Genomic DNA, 17,427 nt, shown 5'->3' on the forward strand with positions numbered 1-17,427 from the left:
CCGAATTGGCTTGGTCCTGGGCGGCCAGTCAAGCCCCTGTTTTGCCGCCTGTATGCGCTTAAGTGCACTAGAGTTTAGATTGTGCACAAGGTAGACGAGTCAGGTCATGACTGCCTCATCAAGCTTCGTCTCGTTCATAGAGAGGGGGCGTCGATTTTTCTGGTCGACCAAGTCGTCGTTGAGCAGGATGGACGTCACTTCTGGCTACAGCCGCAGTGGATCTACCCGCCACTACTTGGGTTCTGGGAGGGTAGGGCTGGCGCAAGCGTAGGCGTGGTGACGATCGGTCTGAGGAACACTGCCGCCGAGACGCAGATCGAGATCCCGAGTGATGGTCACGTTGTTGCCCTTTCGGATCACGCGCATGTCTACCGGGGCAAGCTCAGGTCGCCGGACGCCCTCAAGCGGCACAAGGCGGGGGCCGCTCGGTTGCGCCCAGACGGCGGTTTCGACCTGCGCTTGTACCACCACACCACAATGGCGGCAAAGATTGCAATCGAATCGAGCGGGGAGGTCCGGGGATCCGCCTGGAACTTCCAGGGGAATAAGCGGCTCGCGAACTGCTCATACGCCTACTTTACAAGTCTGCCGAGTGTCGCGACCGAGGCAGACCTGCATCGAATCGCGATGGCATCGGACGGCAAGTTGCCTCTCCGCCTAGATCAGAGTCTGGACCACGCACCGCCTGATGTGGAGCTTGAGGTGTACCGAGAGAGCACCAGGAACCGCGATCAGACGCTCTGGCTGTGGGTGCCGGCTGAGCATGTCTCGCCGTCGCACATCTTCGTGCACCCGCGATTCACGCTTGAGTATGAAGTTGCGCAGCCATTCATCTACCGCGTCGGCCTCAAGCCTGACGGAGCATATCGGTTTTCCAGGGACAGCGCCTCGCCAGATCAGCCTGACCTGAAACGATTCGACTATGTGATCCTCGGCGACGCTTCGAGCCCCGACGGTTTGGTCGCCCCATACGATGAGGAGAACACCGCTCATACGTTTGAGATCCAGGATCTCGGACCTGAGACCGTCCACAGTTTCTGGCTCTCACACGGGAACCAGCAGCTTTTCTCAGGTGGCGTCGAGAAACAGCAGTTCGCCCAGGAGTGAGCGCCCGACTGCTGTTGTCCTGTTGCCCAGTCGTGTCTGTCGCCACGCGACCACACGTCGGCATTCGCTGTCCGCCGGTAACGCCGATTCTCCGCAGATCTTGCTAACAACACCCCTGGACACCGGTGTACATCTCTGGAGGATAATCAGGCCGTATGAGTCGCTAAGCATGCGCTTCTGACAGCAGAGGACACCCGTGGACGATTTCGAACTGGCTACGGATCAGAAGGCGGCACGGTGGCTGAGGCCGTGACGATCGCGGACTTCGGTACTCGTCGTACGGCCATGGCCGCCGGGTGACCATCGCCGAGGTGACTGCAGCACTGACAGCAACGTCACCACACGCCGACTCATCCGCGTCACCGTCCACGCGCCCCTGACCACGGTCTCGATCAGCCGAGCAGGGTGATTGCTCCGCCTGAAAAGCGGAAGGTCGGGCCTGCCGCGTTGCCTCCGATGCTCGGGCCTGGTGGTCCTGCGCTCCGGGTCGGCTTGCCACCGGATCACCTGCTGAACCGCCGCCGCCAAGCAGGGAAGGGGCGATTGGGTCGCCGAATCAGTATCTGTAGTGATCCGGTCATATCCGGTAATCGCCCGCTGGCTGGTGGACGGTGGTTCATTATGAAGAACATGAGAGGCGGGCGAATGGTGGCGTGGGCCGGCGCGGCGGTGGCGGGAGTCGGTTGCACCCTGGCCGGGGTGCTGTTGGTGCGGGCCGGGCTAGATGACGCCGATAAGTGGGCCAGCATCATCGGCATGTGTATCGCGGCGGCCGGGTTGCCGCTGGCGGTCTACAGCATCGTTCTGGCCCACCGCTCCGCCCTACCCTCTACAACGGAGGAACTGCCGCAGACCCGGGCCCAGCCTAAAGCGCCCCAAGAGGAGGCCGGAGGCGGACCTGTCGTGTCCAACTCCACCATCGAAGGACCCAACATCCAGATCGGCCATGCTGACGGGGACGTGGACATCCGCTATGAGCGCTGAGGCCGCACCCCTCCCCGGCAGGTTGCCCTCCAGCGTCCCGTCGGTGTCCGGCTCGCTGATCGGGGGGCCCAACATCCAGATTGGGCACGCTGCTGGGGATGTGCTGATCGCTCTCGATCGGCCCGGCTACCGGCTGGAGATGCTCGGGGATGCTCCGCCGGTGCGTCTGCCACGTTCTCGGCGCGGTCCCAGTTACCTGCTGGACGTGCAGCGTCAGGTAGTGCCCTACCGGTCCCGCCCCGCCGAGGAAGAGGCCTTGACCGCTTGGCGGGATGTCCCGGATGAACCCGTGTCAGTGATCTTGTTGCATGGCCCCGGGGGGCAGGGAAAGACCCGCCTGGCCGCCCACTTCGCCTCCAGAAGCCACGCCGCAGGGTGGGCGGTGAGCCAGGCGGTGGAGAAAACCCCCCGCCTCCACAACGGCAGTGGCGCCCTCGAGTTGGCCGACAGGCAACCGCTGCTGGTAGTGGTCGACTACGCCGAACGCTGGGACTCGTCCATATTGACCCAAATGATCGACGGCCTAGCCTGGGACCTGCCTGGCCGCACCGTCCGCCTGCTGCTGCTGGCTCGCCCGGGAGAAGACCTGTGGCAGAGCCTATGCGCGCAACTGGACCGTAGTGGCGCCGACCTGGCCGACCCCATCGCCCTGGGCGACTTCACCCCCGCCACCGACCGACCGCAGGCCTACCTCCAAGCCGCCGCCGCGTTCGCCGCACACTTGGAGCACAACGGCCCTGTGCCAGGTCCGCCAGCGGACCTGGACCATCCCGACTATGCCTCAGCGCTGACCTTGCACATGGCCGCCCTGGCCGCCATCTACGCCGCCCAGGAAGAGGCCCCCGCCCCAAATCGGCCAGGTCTGTCGGACTATCTGCTCAACCACGAGATGCGCTACTGGCAGGCGACAACACCCGCTTTCACCTCCCCTGCCGTTATTGAGCGCATGGTGTTCCTAGCCACCGTGTTCGGTCCCCTGGAGGACACTGCCCAGGCACGTAGCCTGCTGCACCGCACCCACCTGGTCGACGGCCCCGCCCAAGCCGGGCTGCTCCTGGACACGCACCGCCGCCTTTACCCCCCTGCAACACCGGCCCGGCCCGGCCACGCGCCCAGTGAGCGGCTGAGCCACAATGGCTGCCTCGCTGGAGGCGGGATTCTGCTGCCCCTACGCCCGGACCGGTTCGGCGAGGACTTCATCGCCCACCACCTGCGCTACCACGCCGTCGAGGCGGCCCAGACCCTGACCACCCTCACTGCTGTTACTGCTGGTAGCTTCAACGACGGGCAGATGGAAGCTGACAGGCTGTCCCGGATGTCGATGCGGCGCTGCCTTATCGTGCTCACCGCCACCGCAGCCCGCCATCCTCAGGCCCGCACGCTGCTACTAGAACTACTGGACCAGCGGCCAGAGCTGGCCCGGTACGCCACCGCCGATCTCGTCGGATTCATCATCGATCACGCCGAGCACTCCCTAGCCATGCGCTTCCATGACGCCCTGCCCGACTACGACACCGACCTGCTCCAAGCCGCCAGCAACCTCGCCCTCCACCTACTGCATACTCTGCCCGCCGATGCATCCCCCGCGTTGCGGGCCCCCCGCCTTTCAGCCCTAGGGATCCGTCTGTCGTACGTGGGGGACATCCGGGGGGCATTAGAGCCTTCGCGGGAGGCGGTGGAGCTCTATCGTCGGTTGGCTGAGGTGGAGCCGGAGGCCTACCTGCCCGGCCTCGCAAACAGTTTGAACAACCTCGGGACCCGGTTGTCGGCGGTCGGGGACATCCGGAGGGCGTTGAAGGCATCGTGGGAGGCGGTGGAACTTTATCGTCAGCTGGATCAGGCGAATCCGGCGGCTCACCTGCCCCGCTTCACGTTGAGCCTGAACAATCTGGCGACCCAATTGTGGGAAGTGGGTGACAAGCGGAGAGCGGTGGAACTCATACGGGAGGTGGTGGAGTCCAATCGTCACTTGGCCGAGGCAGATCCAACGGCCTACCTTCCCGACCTCGCGATGAGCTTGAACAACCTGGGGACTCTCTCCTCGGGGGTAGGGGACATCCGGAGAGCGTTGGGATCGGTGCGGGAGTCGGTGGAGCTTTACCGTCGGTTGGCCGAGGTGGAACCGGAGGTCCATCTACGTGGTCTCGCGATGAGCTTGAACAATCTGGGGAACTGCTTGTCGGGGGTAGGGGACATCCGCGGAGCGGTGGAGCCGGTACAGGAGGCGGTGGAGATCCGGCGACGGTTGGCCGAGGCGGAGCCGAAAGCCTACCTGGCCGACCTGGCGAAAAGCCTGACCACTTTGGGAGCCCGACTGTGGGAGGCAGGGGACAAACACGAGGCGGTGGAACCAGCACGGGAGGCGGTCGAGCTTCACCGTCGGTTGGCCGAGGTGGAGCCAGCGGCCAATCTGCCCGGCCTCGCGATGAGCTTGAGCAACCTGGGGGGCTGCTTGTCGGGGGTTGGGGACAAACAGGGGGCGGTGAGGTCGGTGCGTGAGGCGGTGGAGGTCTATCGTCAGTTGGCTGGAGCGGAGCCGGCGGCCTATCTGCCCAACCTCGCAATCAGCTTGTCCAACCTGGGGGCTCTTTTGTCAGGGGTGGGGGACAAACGGCGGGCGGTGGAACTGGCACGTGAGGCAGTGGAACTTCACCGTCAATTGGCCGAGGCAGAGCCGGAGGCATACCTGCCAGATCTCGCAAGCAGCTTGGCCACCCTGGGGACCTTCTTGTCGGAGGTGGGGGACAAACGGGGGGCGGTGGAACTGGCACGTGAGGCAGTGGAACTTCACCGTCAGTTGGCCGAGGTGGAGCCGGAGGCATATCTGCCTGACCTCGCTCTGAGCCTGTGGACCTATGCACGGGTATGCAACGAGTCTGAAACAGACCTCCCTGCAGGTCTCTCAGCAGCGGAGGAAGCCATCAGCCACTACCGCTGGTTGGCCGGGAAACTCCCTGGGGTCTTTGGCGGCTTCCTGAACGCCGCCCAGAGCACGGCAGCGGAGATCCGGGCCCGGCTTACGCCCGTCATCCGCCGCGATGGCATCGGTAACCTCCTCCGCAACGCCCCGTGCCCGTGCGGATCGGGAAAGAAGTACAAGCGCTGTCATGGCACGACTGGCGGTGCCACGCTGGCGCCGGACAGCGGCGTCTGATCACGGTCTCGATCATCCTGCTGCCGCTCCGCGGTGGTCGACGGCGTACGAGGTGATCAGGGGAGGCGATGGATCCTGATGGAGCCGGTTACTCCACGCATTTGCGGATGATTGAGGAAGGGCGTCCCCATAGGATGAGCCGTTGTGCAGCGGCTCGCTCTCTTCGACCTGGATAACACTCTGGTGGACCTGGACCAGGCGTTTCGGCTGTGGGTCGAGGAGTTCACCGAGGAGTACGGGTTGGGGCGCGAGGTGGTTGACTGGCTGATCGCGCTCGACCGCGCAGGCTACCCCCATCGAGAGACGTTCTTCACGCAGGTGCGTGAGCACTACACCTTGTCTGCCCCGGTCGAGGAGTTGTGGGACGGGTATCGCAGGCGTATGCCCTACCTCGTCCACTGCCCGTCCGAAGTCCTGGCGGGGCTGTCCCGGCTGCGCGCCTCCGGCTGGCTGGTGGCCATCGTCACCAACGGGATGGCCGACAACCAGCTCGGGAAGATCCGGCGGTCAGGGCTCGCCGATGTCGTCGATGCCTGGGCGTTGTCGGGAGCCCAGGGTATCCGCAAGCCCGAGGTCGAGCTGTTTCAGATCGCTGCCACTCGCTGTGGGGTGACGCTCGACGGCGGGGGATGGATGATCGGGGACAACCTCGTCGCGGACATCGCCGGGGGCTGTGCGGCGGGCCTGCGTACGATCTGGATCGACCGAGGAACGTGGCCCGATCACGTCCATGCAGCGGACCATGTGGTCACCGACTTGCTGCAGGCGATGGAAGTCCTGCACAGGCAGCGGTGAGCGCGGCTCACCGGGGGAGTGCCGTACAGCACAGAAGCACAGCAACGCAGCCGCACGCCGCCGGTCCACACCGCCCCTCAGCACACCTCTCAGCAGCCCAAGAAGACTGCGAGCAGGGCCGTGCCCACAGTTCGCATCGAGGGGCGCAGCGTGACGGAATCTGTCAATTTGATCAAGGCGGTTGAGGTGGGCTAATTCTGTGTCGATTTCTCTGTGGTGTCCTTGCCAAGGCCGTCGGACTACGGCAAGTTCACACGGTGCCGGCGCCCGAGCATTCCCGCTTGTGGAGTTGGGTCTCGTTGGCGGGCGCTTGCGTCACCGCCAGTCAGCGCCAGTTTCGTCATGGGCGGCTCCGCCACTAGAGATGCGTGATGGCGTAGCGCCGGAGTAGCGCGGCGTTACGCCTTTCCGTGCTCGTACGGCACCCGCCAAAGCACTTGGTCCTCAGTCGTCGACATCGTCAGCGTCGCCCTCGTAGAAACCCAGGCCTCCGCAACCGGGACACTCGGCGCTGACGCTGGTGGACTCATCGAGTCCGTCTGGGACGTTTACGGTCCCCGTGCCCTCGCAGTCCTCGCACTCGAACCAGTACTCGTCCGGGTCGTCTCCCGGGCCGTCGACGTTGACGCGCTTGCCCACTAATCCTCTTCAGAATCTCGATCTGAATCTAGCGCCTGACAGCGGAAGCACACCTACTCGGTCCCGCCATGACCGGGATGTTGTTGACGATCATGTGCACTGGAATGAACAGAACTTGCGATGCAGCAGCAAACCTCACCAGTTGCCTCGATCCTCGGCTCGATGCGATCTATGACCACCTACTCGACCAGGTCACAAACGGCCCACCGTTACTGCACGGGCCAGATAGCAAGGAAACTGCGGACAAGTACATGGAGAGCTGGATAGCCGCGATCAAGAACCTGGGCGCCGCGGTGGAAACCGATGGCAACGTCGGCCACCAAAGCCACGCTGAGAGCACCTTGGGTGATCCGTCGGCACCTGGTCGAGGCGGCTCAGCAGCCTGATTGCTACATCTGAAAAGCCGAAGGTCGACGGCCCGAACCCGCGGCGCCGAACCCGGTTGCCGCCCTCTTTCACGTGATCATCCGCCTGGCCATGGCCTCGAGGTCGAGGCTCACGACGCCACCATACGGGCCCGTAGCCTCGTGCTCATCCACTCGGCGTACTGGCGGGCCAGCCCAAAGTCCACGTCGGTGAACCACTCGCGCCGTCTTGGGGCTTCGTCGCTGAAGCAGAAGCAGATCTGTCGGAGAATCGTTTCGGCCTTGCCATATCCCTCGAACGGCTCCGACACCCAGTAGTCCTCGATGGTTCGGAGATGCATATGCGCAGGTCGGCGATGCTCGGCCAGCCGTAGTGAGAAGGGTCTGCTGGTCCGGCCAATCTTGATCACGCCGTTGCTGAACAGAACCACGTAGATGACGCCGAGCGTGCCGGTCACGGTGACCTCCATAGGATTGATAGTCGGCTCGGGACGGGACGCTACTCCGGCAGGTTTCCGCTGTCTGGGAAACCGCGAGGGCACAGGCCGAAAGGGCCCACGCCCTGCTTGTCACTCGCGCTATCGGAACGACAGCGGGCAAGCCGCCACGGCTGACGTCCGCTGTTGTGACCCAGGAATCGCAGTTCCTGGCGACGGCAACGTCCCCAGCGCCCTCGGGGATGGCTCGCTCGGCTTGGTGACACGGCGCAGCAGTCATACCAGCACGATCATCGCCGTGGACCGACTGTCTCCGTTGCAGTTCCCGTTGCATTCCGCTCGCGACCACCAGCATCCGCTGATGCCCGCGATGCCCTCTGACCTGCGTGTACGGACATCAGTGGAAGCGCGCGGACACCGCCCAGTGGCCGATACGAGGGCTCGTAATGCGTAGGTCAAGGGTTCGATTCCCTTAGGCGGCTCCACGGTTTGACCAGCAGAAACGCCCCGGACCAGAGGTCCGGGGCGTTTCTCGTGACAGGGATAGTTGACAGGGGAGAGCGTGCAGGCCGGTGCACGCTCTCCGCGATCACTCAAGGGCGAGGCGGCCGACCCCGTCGAACTCGCCGGCCTTCATCCCGCGCCAGAAGGCGAACCACTCCCGGCCGGTGAACCGCAGCACCGGGCCGCCCGGGTCCTTGCTGTCCCGCACGAGGATCATCTCGTCCTGCTCGGCGACCTCTACGCAGTCGTTTCCACCCCCGCTGTAGGACGACTTGCGCCAGACAAGGGAATCACCGTTTTCTATAGTCACTCATTACTCCTTTACGAGGCGGGAGAGGAAGTCTCTCGTATCCGCAGGGGACAATGATGCACCAACTATCCGCTCAAACCGACTTTCGATCTTGGATACGCGGTCTGGTGAATCTTCAAATGTGTCCCCTGCAACACTTTCTACATACGCCACATCTGGATCACACTCCGGGAATCCCAAAATCACAAAGTGCCCTTCTAGTCCAGCATGGATGCCAGCCGAAAAAGGCATGATCTGCAGCGTGATATTCGTACGGCGACTCAGAGCTAGAAGCGCGCCGATTTGCTCCCGCCGTACCGCCGCAGTGGCGACCTGCCGCCGGACGGCCATCTCGTCCAGCACAGCGTGCAACTTCGGTGCGTCCCGCCGGTCCAGGATCGCCCGGCGAGCCATACGAGCTGCCACCCGTCGCTCCACGTCGGCCGCGTCCGCATCGGGCCAGCTGGCCTGGATGACTGCCCGCGCGTACGCCTCTGTCTGCAGGAGCCCGGGAATGAGTTGGGGCTGCCAGGAGCGGATGGTGGTGGCCTCGTCCTCCAGTGCGACGAACGGGCCTGTGAAGGCGTCCCCGTAGCTCGCCCACCATCGCCGCCGGCGGGCGTCGCGCGCCAGCTGCTCCAGCTCGTCCACCCGCTCGGGGGCGACCTGGTAGAGGGCGAGCAGGTCTCCCAGAGCGCCGGGGGCCGGCCGAGTATGGGCCGTCTCGATGCGGCTGAGCTTCGAGGCGCTCCAGCCCACCGTTTTGGCGACCTCTTCCAGGCTTAGGCCCTTAGAGTCACGCAGCGTCCGTAACTCGCGCCCCACCTGCGCATGCGCACGCTGGGTCTATATGAATCGGTCATTTATTATCCATTTGGCTGCGACAAATAGGCGAGGGGTGTCGCGGCGCTGGTACATCATTTCAGCCACAGATCAATGGAGTAGTCCAGTGTGAACCGATCGGCAGGCCGCACGATATCCCGGGCAACCTCGCCGACTCGATCGCCGCACAACATCCGGCGCCGCACGGCCACCACGGGGATGCCCTCGCCGAGCCGGAGGAGCTGTTTCTCCTCTGGGGTCGGCATCCGGGCACCCACAGCCTCCTCGATGCGCGTCACAGGGCGCCCCAGGGAGACCAGGCGGGCGAGCGGTCCGCCGGGCCACGGCCGATCTGCCTCCGCGGCCGCCAGGGCGCCGACCAACTCCGTAGGCATGTAGCTGTGGGCGATCTCCTCGGCGCGGTCGCCGGCGTACCGGACCAGCACCCGGCGCAGCACCGGCGCGCCGGCCTCCACCGCCAGCAGCTCCGCGAGCTCGTCGTCGGCGCCGACGACCCGCCCGGTCACCGTCGTGGTGACGTGCGCCTCGGCGGTAGGGAGGCGGCCATGGGCTACGTCACGGTAGCGCTCCACGTCCAAGCGGCGGACCGGCTGTGCGGATCGGACGATCGTGCCTGCGCGGTAGCGGGTGTCGACGAGGCCGTCCGCGGCCAGCTGTGCGATAGCGCGGCGCACGGTGCCATGGGAGACGCCCCAGGAGTCGATCAGCTCGGCGATCGTCGGCAGCCGGCTGCCGGGCGGATAGGTGCCGTCCTGGATCGCCCGCCGGAGCCTCTCCGCCAGCCGGACAGACACCGGCCGGTCGTCTCGGGGCACTGCTCCTGTCCTTGCCGCTCATTGGATGCGGCTCAGGCTGACAGTCCCTGGTCGGGCGGGCATTTTTGCATGCACAAAGCAGTGTCATCGTGTTTACTACTCAGGCATCGGACGGATGCGGTCTACGCGTACCGCGCGGTCTCCAGGGATGGTGATGGGATCTGCCACCTCAACGACTCGGTTGGCGGCGAGCATCTGTCGCGTGATTGCGAAGACCGGCACGCCCGTGCCGATGCCCAGCATGGCGACCTCTTCGGGGGTGGGCATCCTCACTGCCGTCTCTTCGACGATCTCGTCCACCACGATGCCGAGCGTCCGCAACTGGCCAATGTTCCCGCCGGGCCAGGGTTCGTTCTTCGGGTCGGCTACCGGCGTGCCTTCGACGTCGGCGGCGAGCAGGCAGGAGCGCGACATCTGGCTCGGCTCGCCCTTGGAGTAGAAGACGAACCGGCGTTCCAGCACCCTGACCCCTGGCTCGACGCCGAACAGGTCGGCCAGGTGCGCGGTGGCCTCGACCCACCGGAACGCCTTGTCGAGTCGGTATTGCGACCAGGTGATCCCTTGGTCAGCCGTGAACGAGGTGGCGGGTTCGTGCTGAGGGCCGGCGTCGACGCGGTATCGGTCCATGGAGATGCGCCGGACGGCGGGACGTGCTCGTACGAAGGTGCCGGAACCTCGGCGGGACTCGACCAGGCCCTCAGTGCGGAGCAGGTCGATTGCCCGCCGGATCAGGATCTCCGAAACCTCATACTCGTCGGCCAGAGCGCGGTGGGCGGGTAGACGGTCGCCGGGAGTGAGATCGCCTGAGTGGATCATCTCGCGCAGTTGATCCGCGATCCGCAGATAGGCGTGCGTTTCGGTCACCGACTCTCCAATTTCGTTGTCTTACTTGACAGGAGGCTACATGCTCATGCAGTTCGTATACGAAATCACTAGCTCGTATACGTGATCCTGGAGGGGGCTCGTGCTTGTCCCTCACGACCCGGCCCACGCCGCGCGCCTCACCTACGTGTGGCGTGATGAGCGCTGGCACCTCCTGGACAATCCGCCCACTGTGGTGCTCGTATCCGACACCACGTCCCAGGGCTCTGAATATCCATCTGTGGCGGCTGCCGAGCGCGCGTTCTGGCGTGGCGTCGTCGACAGCATCCTGACTCAGACAGACCGCATCGCGTCCATCACGACGCCCCGGGCAGAGATCGCCGTCGTGCTCGACAAACGATCCCGGGCGGCGCATCTCGTTGAGCGGACGAAGTCCACATGCCTGGCGACGACGTTTGCCGAGCCAGCCGACAGTCTCAGCGCGTGGCGCCAGCGTGCCCGCGAGTTGATCAGCACATGCGAGCACGTTGCATGACGCGGGGCGCCGAGCTCCGCTGAAAAGCGGGCCCGACAGGGCGTGTAGCGACGCCCTGCGGGCCCTTGATCAGGAAAGGACCTCCTGACCCGATGCCTGACCTTACTGGCTCCCGCCGCTTAGCGTCCGCCCGATGCATCCGCATCCGTCACCGCGCTGAGGTGCCCCCGATGCCGATGGGGTGCCGGTGGTGCGGGCATCCGCCGTACGCCCACCGCGGCGAGACGCTGCCCCACCGCCCCCGGCATGACTACGAGCACCCCACCGCGGCGCAGATGCGCGCCCGGATGGTCGCCCGCCGCGCTCGCGGCCTCGTCGGCCGGCTCCCCGCAGCGCCCGCGCCGTCCTCCGTCCGCCCGCCCCAGCCGACGCCGATCGAGGCCGCCGCCACGACCGGCCCGCCCTGGCCCTGCGCCGCGGCGGCGGCCGGCCGCCGGAGATCCCGCTCCCGCCCGGCTGGGCCCACGGCGGCCGTCAGGCGGTGCCGGCATGACCGCCCCGGTCGCCCGCATCGCCACGCGTGAGCTGCGCTGGGCACTGCGCGCCGAACCCCAGGCGGCCGGGGAAGCGCGGCGGCTGGCTCGGAACACGCTGGGACTCTGGGGGCTGGAACACCTGGACGATGTCGAGCTGGTCGTCGGCGAGCTGGTGGCCAACGCGATCGTGCACGGCCGCGGCCCGGTCAGCCTCGCGCTCTTGCACGGCCGGGACTCCCTGCGGGTCGAGGTGGCTGACCAGCGCCCGGACTGGGAGCCCATGGACTCGGACGCGTGGCCGTCCCTGGACGACGAGCACGGCCGCGGGCTCCCGATCGTGTCAGCCTGCACGGACCTGTGGGGGGTGGAGTACGCCCCTCGGCCCGAGGACGGCAAGGTCGTCTGGTGCTCCTGGGTGATTCCTCGCCCGAGGGCTGCCGAGTGAGCCAGGAGCGCCCGGGGCAGGTGCCCGGCCTGGACGAGTACGGCCGCTACATGGGCCCCTTGCCGTCCAGCGCGATCTCAGCTCAGGCGTTCGGGCCCGCTGAGCGCGATCTGTCCTTGAAGGGCCGCGCGGCGGCGATGGCGGACGAGATCGCTGACGAGCTCAAGATCCCGGCCTGGGTGGTTCACCGCTACCTCAAGAGGGCCCGCGAAGAGTGGGCGGCCCGTCCGGCGCCGCCCGCATAGACCGGCGCGGCGGCAGACGATCCAGGAGCCACCCTCACGGCTCCGCCGCCGCGTCTCAACCGTCCTCCGCGGACGTCAGCCACCAGGCGGCGTCCGCGGAGGACAACCAGCAGAGCAGAATCGAACATGTGAGCGAGCGCACTCCGGTGCGCTTTCTTTTCCACCTTGGAAGGACAAATCCGGAATCTATGAGGACAGCGCCTTATTCGGCTCCGCCGGAGCCGTCGCCATCGCCGGCACCACGATCGGCCTGCCTACCCTGCTGACCGTGGTTGTCGCGGTCGTGCTCGCCGGGCTGGGCGTCTACCGGGTCGCCACCCGCAGCCGTAGGGCCGGCCGGTGAGACGGCGTCGCGCCGGTCTGCGCGCGGCGGCCGCGGGGGTGGTGACGCTCGCGGCCGGCCTCGCCTGGATCGCGATCTACAGGACACGTTCGGTGCCGGGGTGGACGCGTGGGCAGGCGTGTACGCGCTCACCACCGGCGTGCTCGTCGTCCTCCTGGTCGTCACCGTCTGGCCGCGGAGCTTCCGGCACCTGCCGCCGGTGCCCGGCCGCGTCGTCGCCATCGTGCCGAGCTACAACGAGGACCCGACGGCGATTACTGCCCGTCAGGAGATGCCCTGGCGGGGAGTACGTATTTTGTACACATCACTTCTCGACCAGTTCTCTTACGCAGCCGAGAGCACAGCGGCTATGCCGACTTCGAGGGGCGGCTACTCTTCGAGCCGGCTGAGCGCGGCTCGGATCATGATGACGGAGTTGTACAAGGCGAGCTCGTCTTCGCTGGCGCCGCTGGTGAGCGCGGACGCCATGTCGGGTGTTGTGACTGCGGCCTGGAATCGCAGTGCTGCTTCGTAGACGTTATCGATGATCCCGGTGCTCACGGCGGCGGCGAGCACTTCGCGGGCTTCTTCGTAGTCGTCGGTGACGCTCATCTGCGCTGGGTCGGCGTAGATGGCGAACTCGGCGGCGTTGGTGGCGTGATCGTAGAGGGCGTTCCACGCGGGGTCGGGGTCGGGCAGTGCCTCGCTCATGGGCGTCATTCTGCTGCTCACCCAGTGCGTGGTGCTGGGGTTTCGTGCTCTTGGCACGAGCGGGTTGAGAGCAACGCCGATGGGGATGGACACGAGCGCACCGAGAGCGAAGAACATCCACTGTTGGCGGTGTTCGGCCCTGTCGGTGGCTTTGGTTTCGCTGGCAGGGATGTTGCGGATCTTCTCGGCGTCGGACTGGTTGATGGAGAGCAGTTCCTGCTGGCGTTCGGCTGCTTTGGTGGCGTACTTGGCGATGTAGCCGGCGACGGCCTGGTCGGTCAGGTCGCCGTCCATGGTGAGTTTGCGGATGTCGTGCTGTGTGCCCCTGCGCAGGACTGTCGCTGGTTCGCTGGCCGTGGAAGGGGCACGGCTCCGGTCGCGTGCTGGATGGCATGGGGCAGCAGTTCGGCGGTGGCCCAGGCAGGTGCGTGAGCTGGTGATCCCGCCTGATCGAAGCTGGGCGGTGGCGGGCGGGGACGCCAACATCCTGGTCGTGTTCGACGTCGGCTACGACGTGGCGCGACTGGCCTTCCTGCTGGCCGATCTGCCGGTGGAGGGGCTGGGCCGGTTGCGCTCGGACCGGGTGCTGCGCTGCCCGGCGCCCTCCCGCGAGCAGTTCGCGCCGGCCAACCCCGACGGCGGCCCGTTGGACCACCGCCGTGAGGCGGTTCCTGTCGTTCGCGCTTGCCTAGCCGCAGGACCGGCGACGGCGCCTGGCTCGCGCTCGTTGCGGTCACCATGGGAACGCCGGCTACGGGATCATGACATCACGTTGCGGTGTCAACTACCTGATGGCGTGAGCACGATCCTGCCGAACACCTCGCCCGCCTTCATCTTCCGGTGGGCCATGACGGCCTGCTCCAGGGGCAGCACCTCGTGCACCAGCGCGTCCAGCTCGCCGCGGGCCGCCGCGGCGAGCAGTTCGGCGGTCGCGGCGCGCCGGTCGGTCTCCGGCACGGTGTCCGCGCTGAAGGTCGCGAACGACATCGACTTGCGGAATGCCGCGAACAACTCCATGCCGAAGTCCGCCGCCGGGAAGCCCGCGACCGCGCCGACGGCCACCATGCGGCCGTTCGGGTTGAGCTTGGTGAAGAACGACGGCAGGTCCGCGCCGGCGGCGATGTCGATGATGACGTCGTACGCCGGGGGAGCGTCCTCGCCTCCTCCGCCGGAACGGTCCAGGACGTGGGTGGCGCCCAGCTTGCGCAGGCGGTCGCCACGTTCGGCCGACGACGTCGTGACCGCCACCGCACCGGCGCCGCCACGCACCGCGAGCTGGACCGCCATGATCCCGATGCCGCCGGCCGCGCCGCGCACCAGCACGGTCTCGCCGGGGACGAAGTGGGCGTGACGAAGGCCGAAATGGGCCACCATTCCGGAGCTTCCGAGTGTCACCGCGTCGACGGCGGACACGTTCGCGGGGAGGGGGACGAGCGTCGACGCCGGAGCGATCGCCCGCTCCGCGTAGCCGCCGCCCGGGCCGGTGAACGCCCACACGCGCTGACCGGCCCATGACGGGTCGACGCCATCGCCGACGGCGGTCACGGTGCCCGCTATCTCGCCGCCCAGGATGTGGCCTTCCTTGTAGCCGTACGCGGCCAGGGCGCCGCTGAGGACCATGGCGTCGACGCCGGCGACGCCGATCGCCTCGGTGGTGATCAGCACCTGCCCGCCGGCGGGACTCGGGTCGGGGAGGTCGATGACCGCGAGGCCTTCGGGGCTTCCGAACGACTGGATGGCGACTGCCTTCAATGCCGTCTCCTTGTTCTGTCGGGACCCTGGGGACACTAGTGGACGCCCCCGTCCGTTTAGCTAAAGTGAGAACGGTGACCGGCCGTTTGACTCACAACCTGCGCTCCGACGCCCTGGACAACCGCGAACGCATCCTCGACGCCGCCCGCGCGGCGTTCGCCGCCGAAGGTCTGCACGTGCCGATGCGGGAGATCGCTCGCCGCGCCGGAGTCGGCCCGGCCACCCTGTACCGGCGCTTCCCGACCAAGGAGATGCTGGCCACCGAGGCGTTCATCGACCAGATGCGCGCGTGTGAGGTCATCGTCGAGGAAGGGCTGGCCGACCCGGATCCGTGGCATGGCTTCTGCCGCGTGATCGAACGGACCTGTGAGCTGCACGCCCGCGACCGGGGGTTCACCGCGGCCTTCATGTCCGCCTTCCCCAACGCGATGGATTTCGCCGCGAGCCGCGAGTACACGCTGAACGCCGTCGCCGAACTGGCCCGCCGCGCCAAGGCCGCCGGCCACCTGCGTCCCGATTTCGTCCTGGACGACCTGATCCTCGTCCTCATGGCCAACAACGGCATCGACGCCACCTCACCGGCCGGCCGGGTCGCGGCCTGCCGGCGCTTCGCCGCCCTCGCGATCCAGGCGTTCCGCGCATCCCCGGACGCCTCGCCGCTGCCACCGGCGGCCCGGATGGTGCCCGCGATGTCGATCCCCCGACACACCATCGACCGACGCTGAGAAGCGCCGCCCCGGACCAATGGAGCCAGGGCCGCCTGGAATTCCACGTCGAGGACGACGCCGCCGTCGAGAAGCCGGTCATCGAGGCGAACCAGCACGGCTGGAGCCTGATGTTGCCCGACCTGCGCCCGTATGTCGGCGGCTGTCACGTCTCGGTGATGGAGAAGGCGTTGCCGTCGGGGTCGCGGAAGGCGAACATCGGTGGTACGCCGGGCCATCGCAGGATCTCATCGGTATCAACGCCGGCGGCGTTGAGGGCCGTGTGCGCGGCCGCTGCGTCGTCGGTGGTGAACCGGATGGTGATGGGGCCGCGGGTGACGACTTCGGTGGCCTGCTCCAGCGTGACGACGACGTTGTCGCCGACGGGTGCGAGCTCGATCCACCGTCCGGTCGGGATCGACTCGTCGCGCAGTACCGTGAAGCCGAGCGTGTCGACGTAGAACCGCAGCGCTCGGTCCTGGTCGTCGACCGGCACGCTGACGGTTCGGACACCCGTGACGACCGGCTTCGGCGCGGTCATGATGTTTCGCCTCCGTACATGAGCGAGCCTGGCGTGGTGAGTTCCCGGCCCGTTTCGAGCCAGGTCTTGAGCCCGGAGAGGATCATCGGCCAGCCGCCGTAGAGATGCGCGTCGGCGTCCGCGGCGAGTTGGTCGTGTCGGACGACGAGCCTGCAACTGTCGTCGACCTGCTCGATCTCCCAGGTCACCCGGCTGGTGCCCTGGCGGGAGATGTCGTCGTCCCAGATGGCGTGGTATGTCTGCACGAGCCGCCGGGGCGGGTCGACCTCGAGATTCTCCCCTTCGATCAATCCGCCAGGCACGCCGTCGTGCGTGACCCTGTAGGCGGATCCCGTGGCCCAGGCGGATTCCACGCGGGCACCGAACTGGAACCGCGCCCGGGTCTCGGGATCGGTGATCGCCTGCCACAGCCGCTGCGGTGTGGTGCGGATGTAGATCTCGAACACCTTCTCCACACTTGTCTCCAGATCTCGTTTCAGGTCGACGAGGCCGGCCGCCCACGTCTCGGTGTATTTGCTGACCCACCGGTCGTGGATGAGACGGATCGGCACGGGGTTCAGGAAGTGCAGCTTCTCCCTGCCTCGCCGGTCCGACACGACCACACCGGCCTCCTCGAGCAGACGAAGGTGCTTCGCCACGGCGACCCTCGTCATCGCGAACCTGCTCGCCAGCGCGTTCAGCGACTGCCCGTCCTGGCGGAACAGCTCGTCGAGCAGCTCCCGGCGCGTCGGATCCGCCAGCGCCCTGAACACCTCTTCCACACACTCGACGATAGGAAACCAAATGGTTTCATGTCAAGCCTGGCGAGGCGTGCCGACGGGTTCCAAGCCCTGTCAAGGCGCTGAGGGTGTGGCCGGAGCGCCCCGTTATGGCCTCCTTGAGTGCTCTTGTTGTGCTCTCGTCCTGACGTTTGGATCTAGGAGGGTGCTCTTCTGTGGTGGG

The 17,427-nt window shown here is 66.6% G+C and carries 19 protein-coding genes and 1 pseudogene; 10 read left to right on the top strand and 10 right to left on the bottom strand.

Annotated elements, in window-relative coordinates; translation table 11 throughout:
- Positions 1 to 81 precede the first annotated feature (81 nt).
- The 4 genes from QSK26_RS25700 to QSK26_RS25715 all read left to right on the top strand — a co-directional run bounded on the left by QSK26_RS25700 (position 82) and on the right by QSK26_RS25715 (position 6,040).
- Positions 82 to 1,107: a hypothetical protein gene (locus QSK26_RS25700; RefSeq protein ID WP_285777814.1), complete on the top strand. Its 1,026-nt coding sequence runs from the start codon at positions 82 to 84 to the stop codon at positions 1,105 to 1,107.
- A gap of 645 nt (positions 1,108 to 1,752) precedes the next feature.
- On the top strand, positions 1,753 to 2,091 hold the full coding sequence (locus QSK26_RS25705; RefSeq protein ID WP_285777815.1) for a hypothetical protein: 339 nt from the start codon (positions 1,753 to 1,755) through the stop codon (positions 2,089 to 2,091).
- Between the two features lie 43 nt (positions 2,092 to 2,134).
- Entirely contained in the window at positions 2,135 to 5,245 is a 3,111-nt protein-coding gene (locus QSK26_RS25710; protein WP_285777816.1) for a tetratricopeptide repeat protein, read from the top strand.
- 144 nt (positions 5,246 to 5,389) lie between these two features.
- Complete coding sequence (locus tag QSK26_RS25715) at positions 5,390 to 6,040, top strand: HAD family hydrolase (protein WP_285777817.1); 651 nt, start codon at positions 5,390 to 5,392, stop codon at positions 6,038 to 6,040.
- 444 nt (positions 6,041 to 6,484) lie between these two features.
- On the opposite strand, the gene QSK26_RS25720 is transcribed toward QSK26_RS25715, so the two are convergent.
- The gene (locus tag QSK26_RS25720; protein WP_285777818.1) at positions 6,485 to 6,679 is read right to left on the bottom strand and encodes a hypothetical protein; all 195 of its coding nucleotides are present in this window, start codon (positions 6,677 to 6,679) and stop codon (positions 6,485 to 6,487) included.
- Positions 6,680 to 6,747: 68 nt separating this feature from the next.
- On the opposite strand from QSK26_RS25720, the gene QSK26_RS25725 reads away from it, so the two are divergent.
- On the top strand, positions 6,748 to 7,065 hold the full coding sequence (locus tag QSK26_RS25725; protein ID WP_285777819.1) for a hypothetical protein: 318 nt from the start codon (positions 6,748 to 6,750) through the stop codon (positions 7,063 to 7,065).
- 110 nt (positions 7,066 to 7,175) lie between these two features.
- Here the strand turns inward: QSK26_RS25725 and QSK26_RS25730 are convergent, their stop codons facing one another.
- From QSK26_RS25730 to QSK26_RS25750, 5 genes are all read right to left on the bottom strand, one after another.
- The gene (locus QSK26_RS25730; protein WP_285777820.1) at positions 7,176 to 7,502 is read right to left on the bottom strand and encodes a GIY-YIG nuclease family protein; all 327 of its coding nucleotides are present in this window, start codon (positions 7,500 to 7,502) and stop codon (positions 7,176 to 7,178) included.
- Between the two features lie 568 nt (positions 7,503 to 8,070).
- Complete coding sequence (locus tag QSK26_RS25735) at positions 8,071 to 8,295, bottom strand: DUF397 domain-containing protein (protein WP_285777821.1); 225 nt, start codon at positions 8,293 to 8,295, stop codon at positions 8,071 to 8,073.
- 3 nt (positions 8,296 to 8,298) lie between these two features.
- On the bottom strand, positions 8,299 to 9,099 hold the full coding sequence (locus QSK26_RS25740; RefSeq protein WP_285777822.1) for a helix-turn-helix domain-containing protein: 801 nt from the start codon (positions 9,097 to 9,099) through the stop codon (positions 8,299 to 8,301).
- Between the two features lie 92 nt (positions 9,100 to 9,191).
- Complete coding sequence (locus tag QSK26_RS25745) at positions 9,192 to 9,932, bottom strand: GntR family transcriptional regulator (protein WP_285777823.1); 741 nt, start codon at positions 9,930 to 9,932, stop codon at positions 9,192 to 9,194.
- Positions 9,933 to 10,028: 96 nt separating this feature from the next.
- Positions 10,029 to 10,796, bottom strand: a complete 768-nt coding sequence (locus QSK26_RS25750) for a GntR family transcriptional regulator (RefSeq protein ID WP_285777824.1) — start codon at positions 10,794 to 10,796, stop codon at positions 10,029 to 10,031.
- A gap of 100 nt (positions 10,797 to 10,896) precedes the next feature.
- Between QSK26_RS25750 and QSK26_RS25755 the strand changes: the two genes are divergently transcribed.
- From QSK26_RS25755 to QSK26_RS25765, 3 genes are all read left to right on the top strand, one after another.
- Positions 10,897 to 11,289, top strand: a complete 393-nt coding sequence (locus tag QSK26_RS25755; protein ID WP_285777825.1) for a hypothetical protein — start codon at positions 10,897 to 10,899, stop codon at positions 11,287 to 11,289.
- 489 nt (positions 11,290 to 11,778) lie between these two features.
- Positions 11,779 to 12,210 carry an ATP-binding protein gene (locus QSK26_RS25760; protein WP_285777826.1) on the top strand — a complete coding sequence of 144 codons (432 nt, stop codon included), beginning with the start codon at positions 11,779 to 11,781 and terminating at the stop codon, positions 12,208 to 12,210.
- A gap of 20 nt (positions 12,211 to 12,230) precedes the next feature.
- On the top strand, positions 12,231 to 12,455 hold the full coding sequence (locus QSK26_RS25765; RefSeq protein WP_285777827.1) for a hypothetical protein: 225 nt from the start codon (positions 12,231 to 12,233) through the stop codon (positions 12,453 to 12,455).
- 712 nt (positions 12,456 to 13,167) lie between these two features.
- Here QSK26_RS25765 and QSK26_RS25770 read toward each other — a convergent pair.
- Entirely contained in the window at positions 13,168 to 13,908 is a 741-nt protein-coding gene (locus QSK26_RS25770; RefSeq protein WP_352244393.1) for a replication initiator, read from the bottom strand.
- On the opposite strand from QSK26_RS25770, the pseudogene QSK26_RS25775 reads away from it, so the two are divergent.
- Positions 13,796 to 14,092 (top strand): annotated as a pseudogene (locus QSK26_RS25775) (transposase); the annotation flags it as partial. The gene QSK26_RS25770 and the pseudogene QSK26_RS25775 overlap by 113 nt on opposite strands.
- Before the next feature lie 176 nt (positions 14,093 to 14,268).
- Here QSK26_RS25775 and QSK26_RS25780 read toward each other — a convergent pair.
- Complete coding sequence (locus QSK26_RS25780) at positions 14,269 to 15,240, bottom strand: zinc-binding dehydrogenase (RefSeq protein WP_285777829.1); 972 nt, start codon at positions 15,238 to 15,240, stop codon at positions 14,269 to 14,271.
- A gap of 74 nt (positions 15,241 to 15,314) precedes the next feature.
- Here QSK26_RS25780 and QSK26_RS25785 point away from each other — a divergent pair, with 74 nt between their 5' ends.
- The gene (locus tag QSK26_RS25785) at positions 15,315 to 15,965 is read left to right on the top strand and encodes a TetR/AcrR family transcriptional regulator (RefSeq protein ID WP_285777830.1); all 651 of its coding nucleotides are present in this window, start codon (positions 15,315 to 15,317) and stop codon (positions 15,963 to 15,965) included.
- A gap of 145 nt (positions 15,966 to 16,110) precedes the next feature.
- Here QSK26_RS25785 and QSK26_RS25790 read toward each other — a convergent pair whose 3' ends face one another.
- Together QSK26_RS25790 and QSK26_RS25795 are read right to left on the bottom strand one after the other, a co-directional pair.
- Positions 16,111 to 16,485 (bottom strand): VOC family protein, encoded by a 375-nt coding sequence (locus QSK26_RS25790; protein WP_285777831.1) that lies wholly within the window; start codon positions 16,483 to 16,485, stop codon positions 16,111 to 16,113.
- A complete protein-coding gene (locus QSK26_RS25795) occupies positions 16,482 to 17,246 on the bottom strand; it encodes an ArsR/SmtB family transcription factor (protein WP_285777832.1) in 765 nt (254 codons plus the stop codon). Before QSK26_RS25795 ends, QSK26_RS25790 begins: the two co-directional genes overlap by 4 nt.
- Between the last annotated feature and the right edge of the window lie 181 nt (positions 17,247 to 17,427).

This window comes from Microtetraspora sp. NBRC 13810 (assembly GCF_030268685.1).
Lineage (GTDB): Bacteria > Actinomycetota > Actinomycetes > Streptosporangiales > Streptosporangiaceae > BSRQ01.

What these genes read in the sequence shown, in the direction of transcription:
- QSK26_RS25725 (WP_285777819.1), top strand. Translation starts at nt 6,748, where the DNA reads ATGACCGGGATGTTGTTGACGATCATGTGCACTGGAATGAACAGAACT.
- QSK26_RS25705 (WP_285777815.1), top strand. Translation starts at nt 1,753, where the DNA reads ATGGTGGCGTGGGCCGGCGCGGCGGTGGCGGGAGTCGGTTGCACCCTG.
- QSK26_RS25760 (WP_285777826.1), top strand. Translation starts at nt 11,779, where the DNA reads ATGACCGCCCCGGTCGCCCGCATCGCCACGCGTGAGCTGCGCTGGGCA.
- QSK26_RS25790 (WP_285777831.1), bottom strand. Translation starts at nt 16,485, where the DNA reads ATGACCGCGCCGAAGCCGGTCGTCACGGGTGTCCGAACCGTCAGCGTG.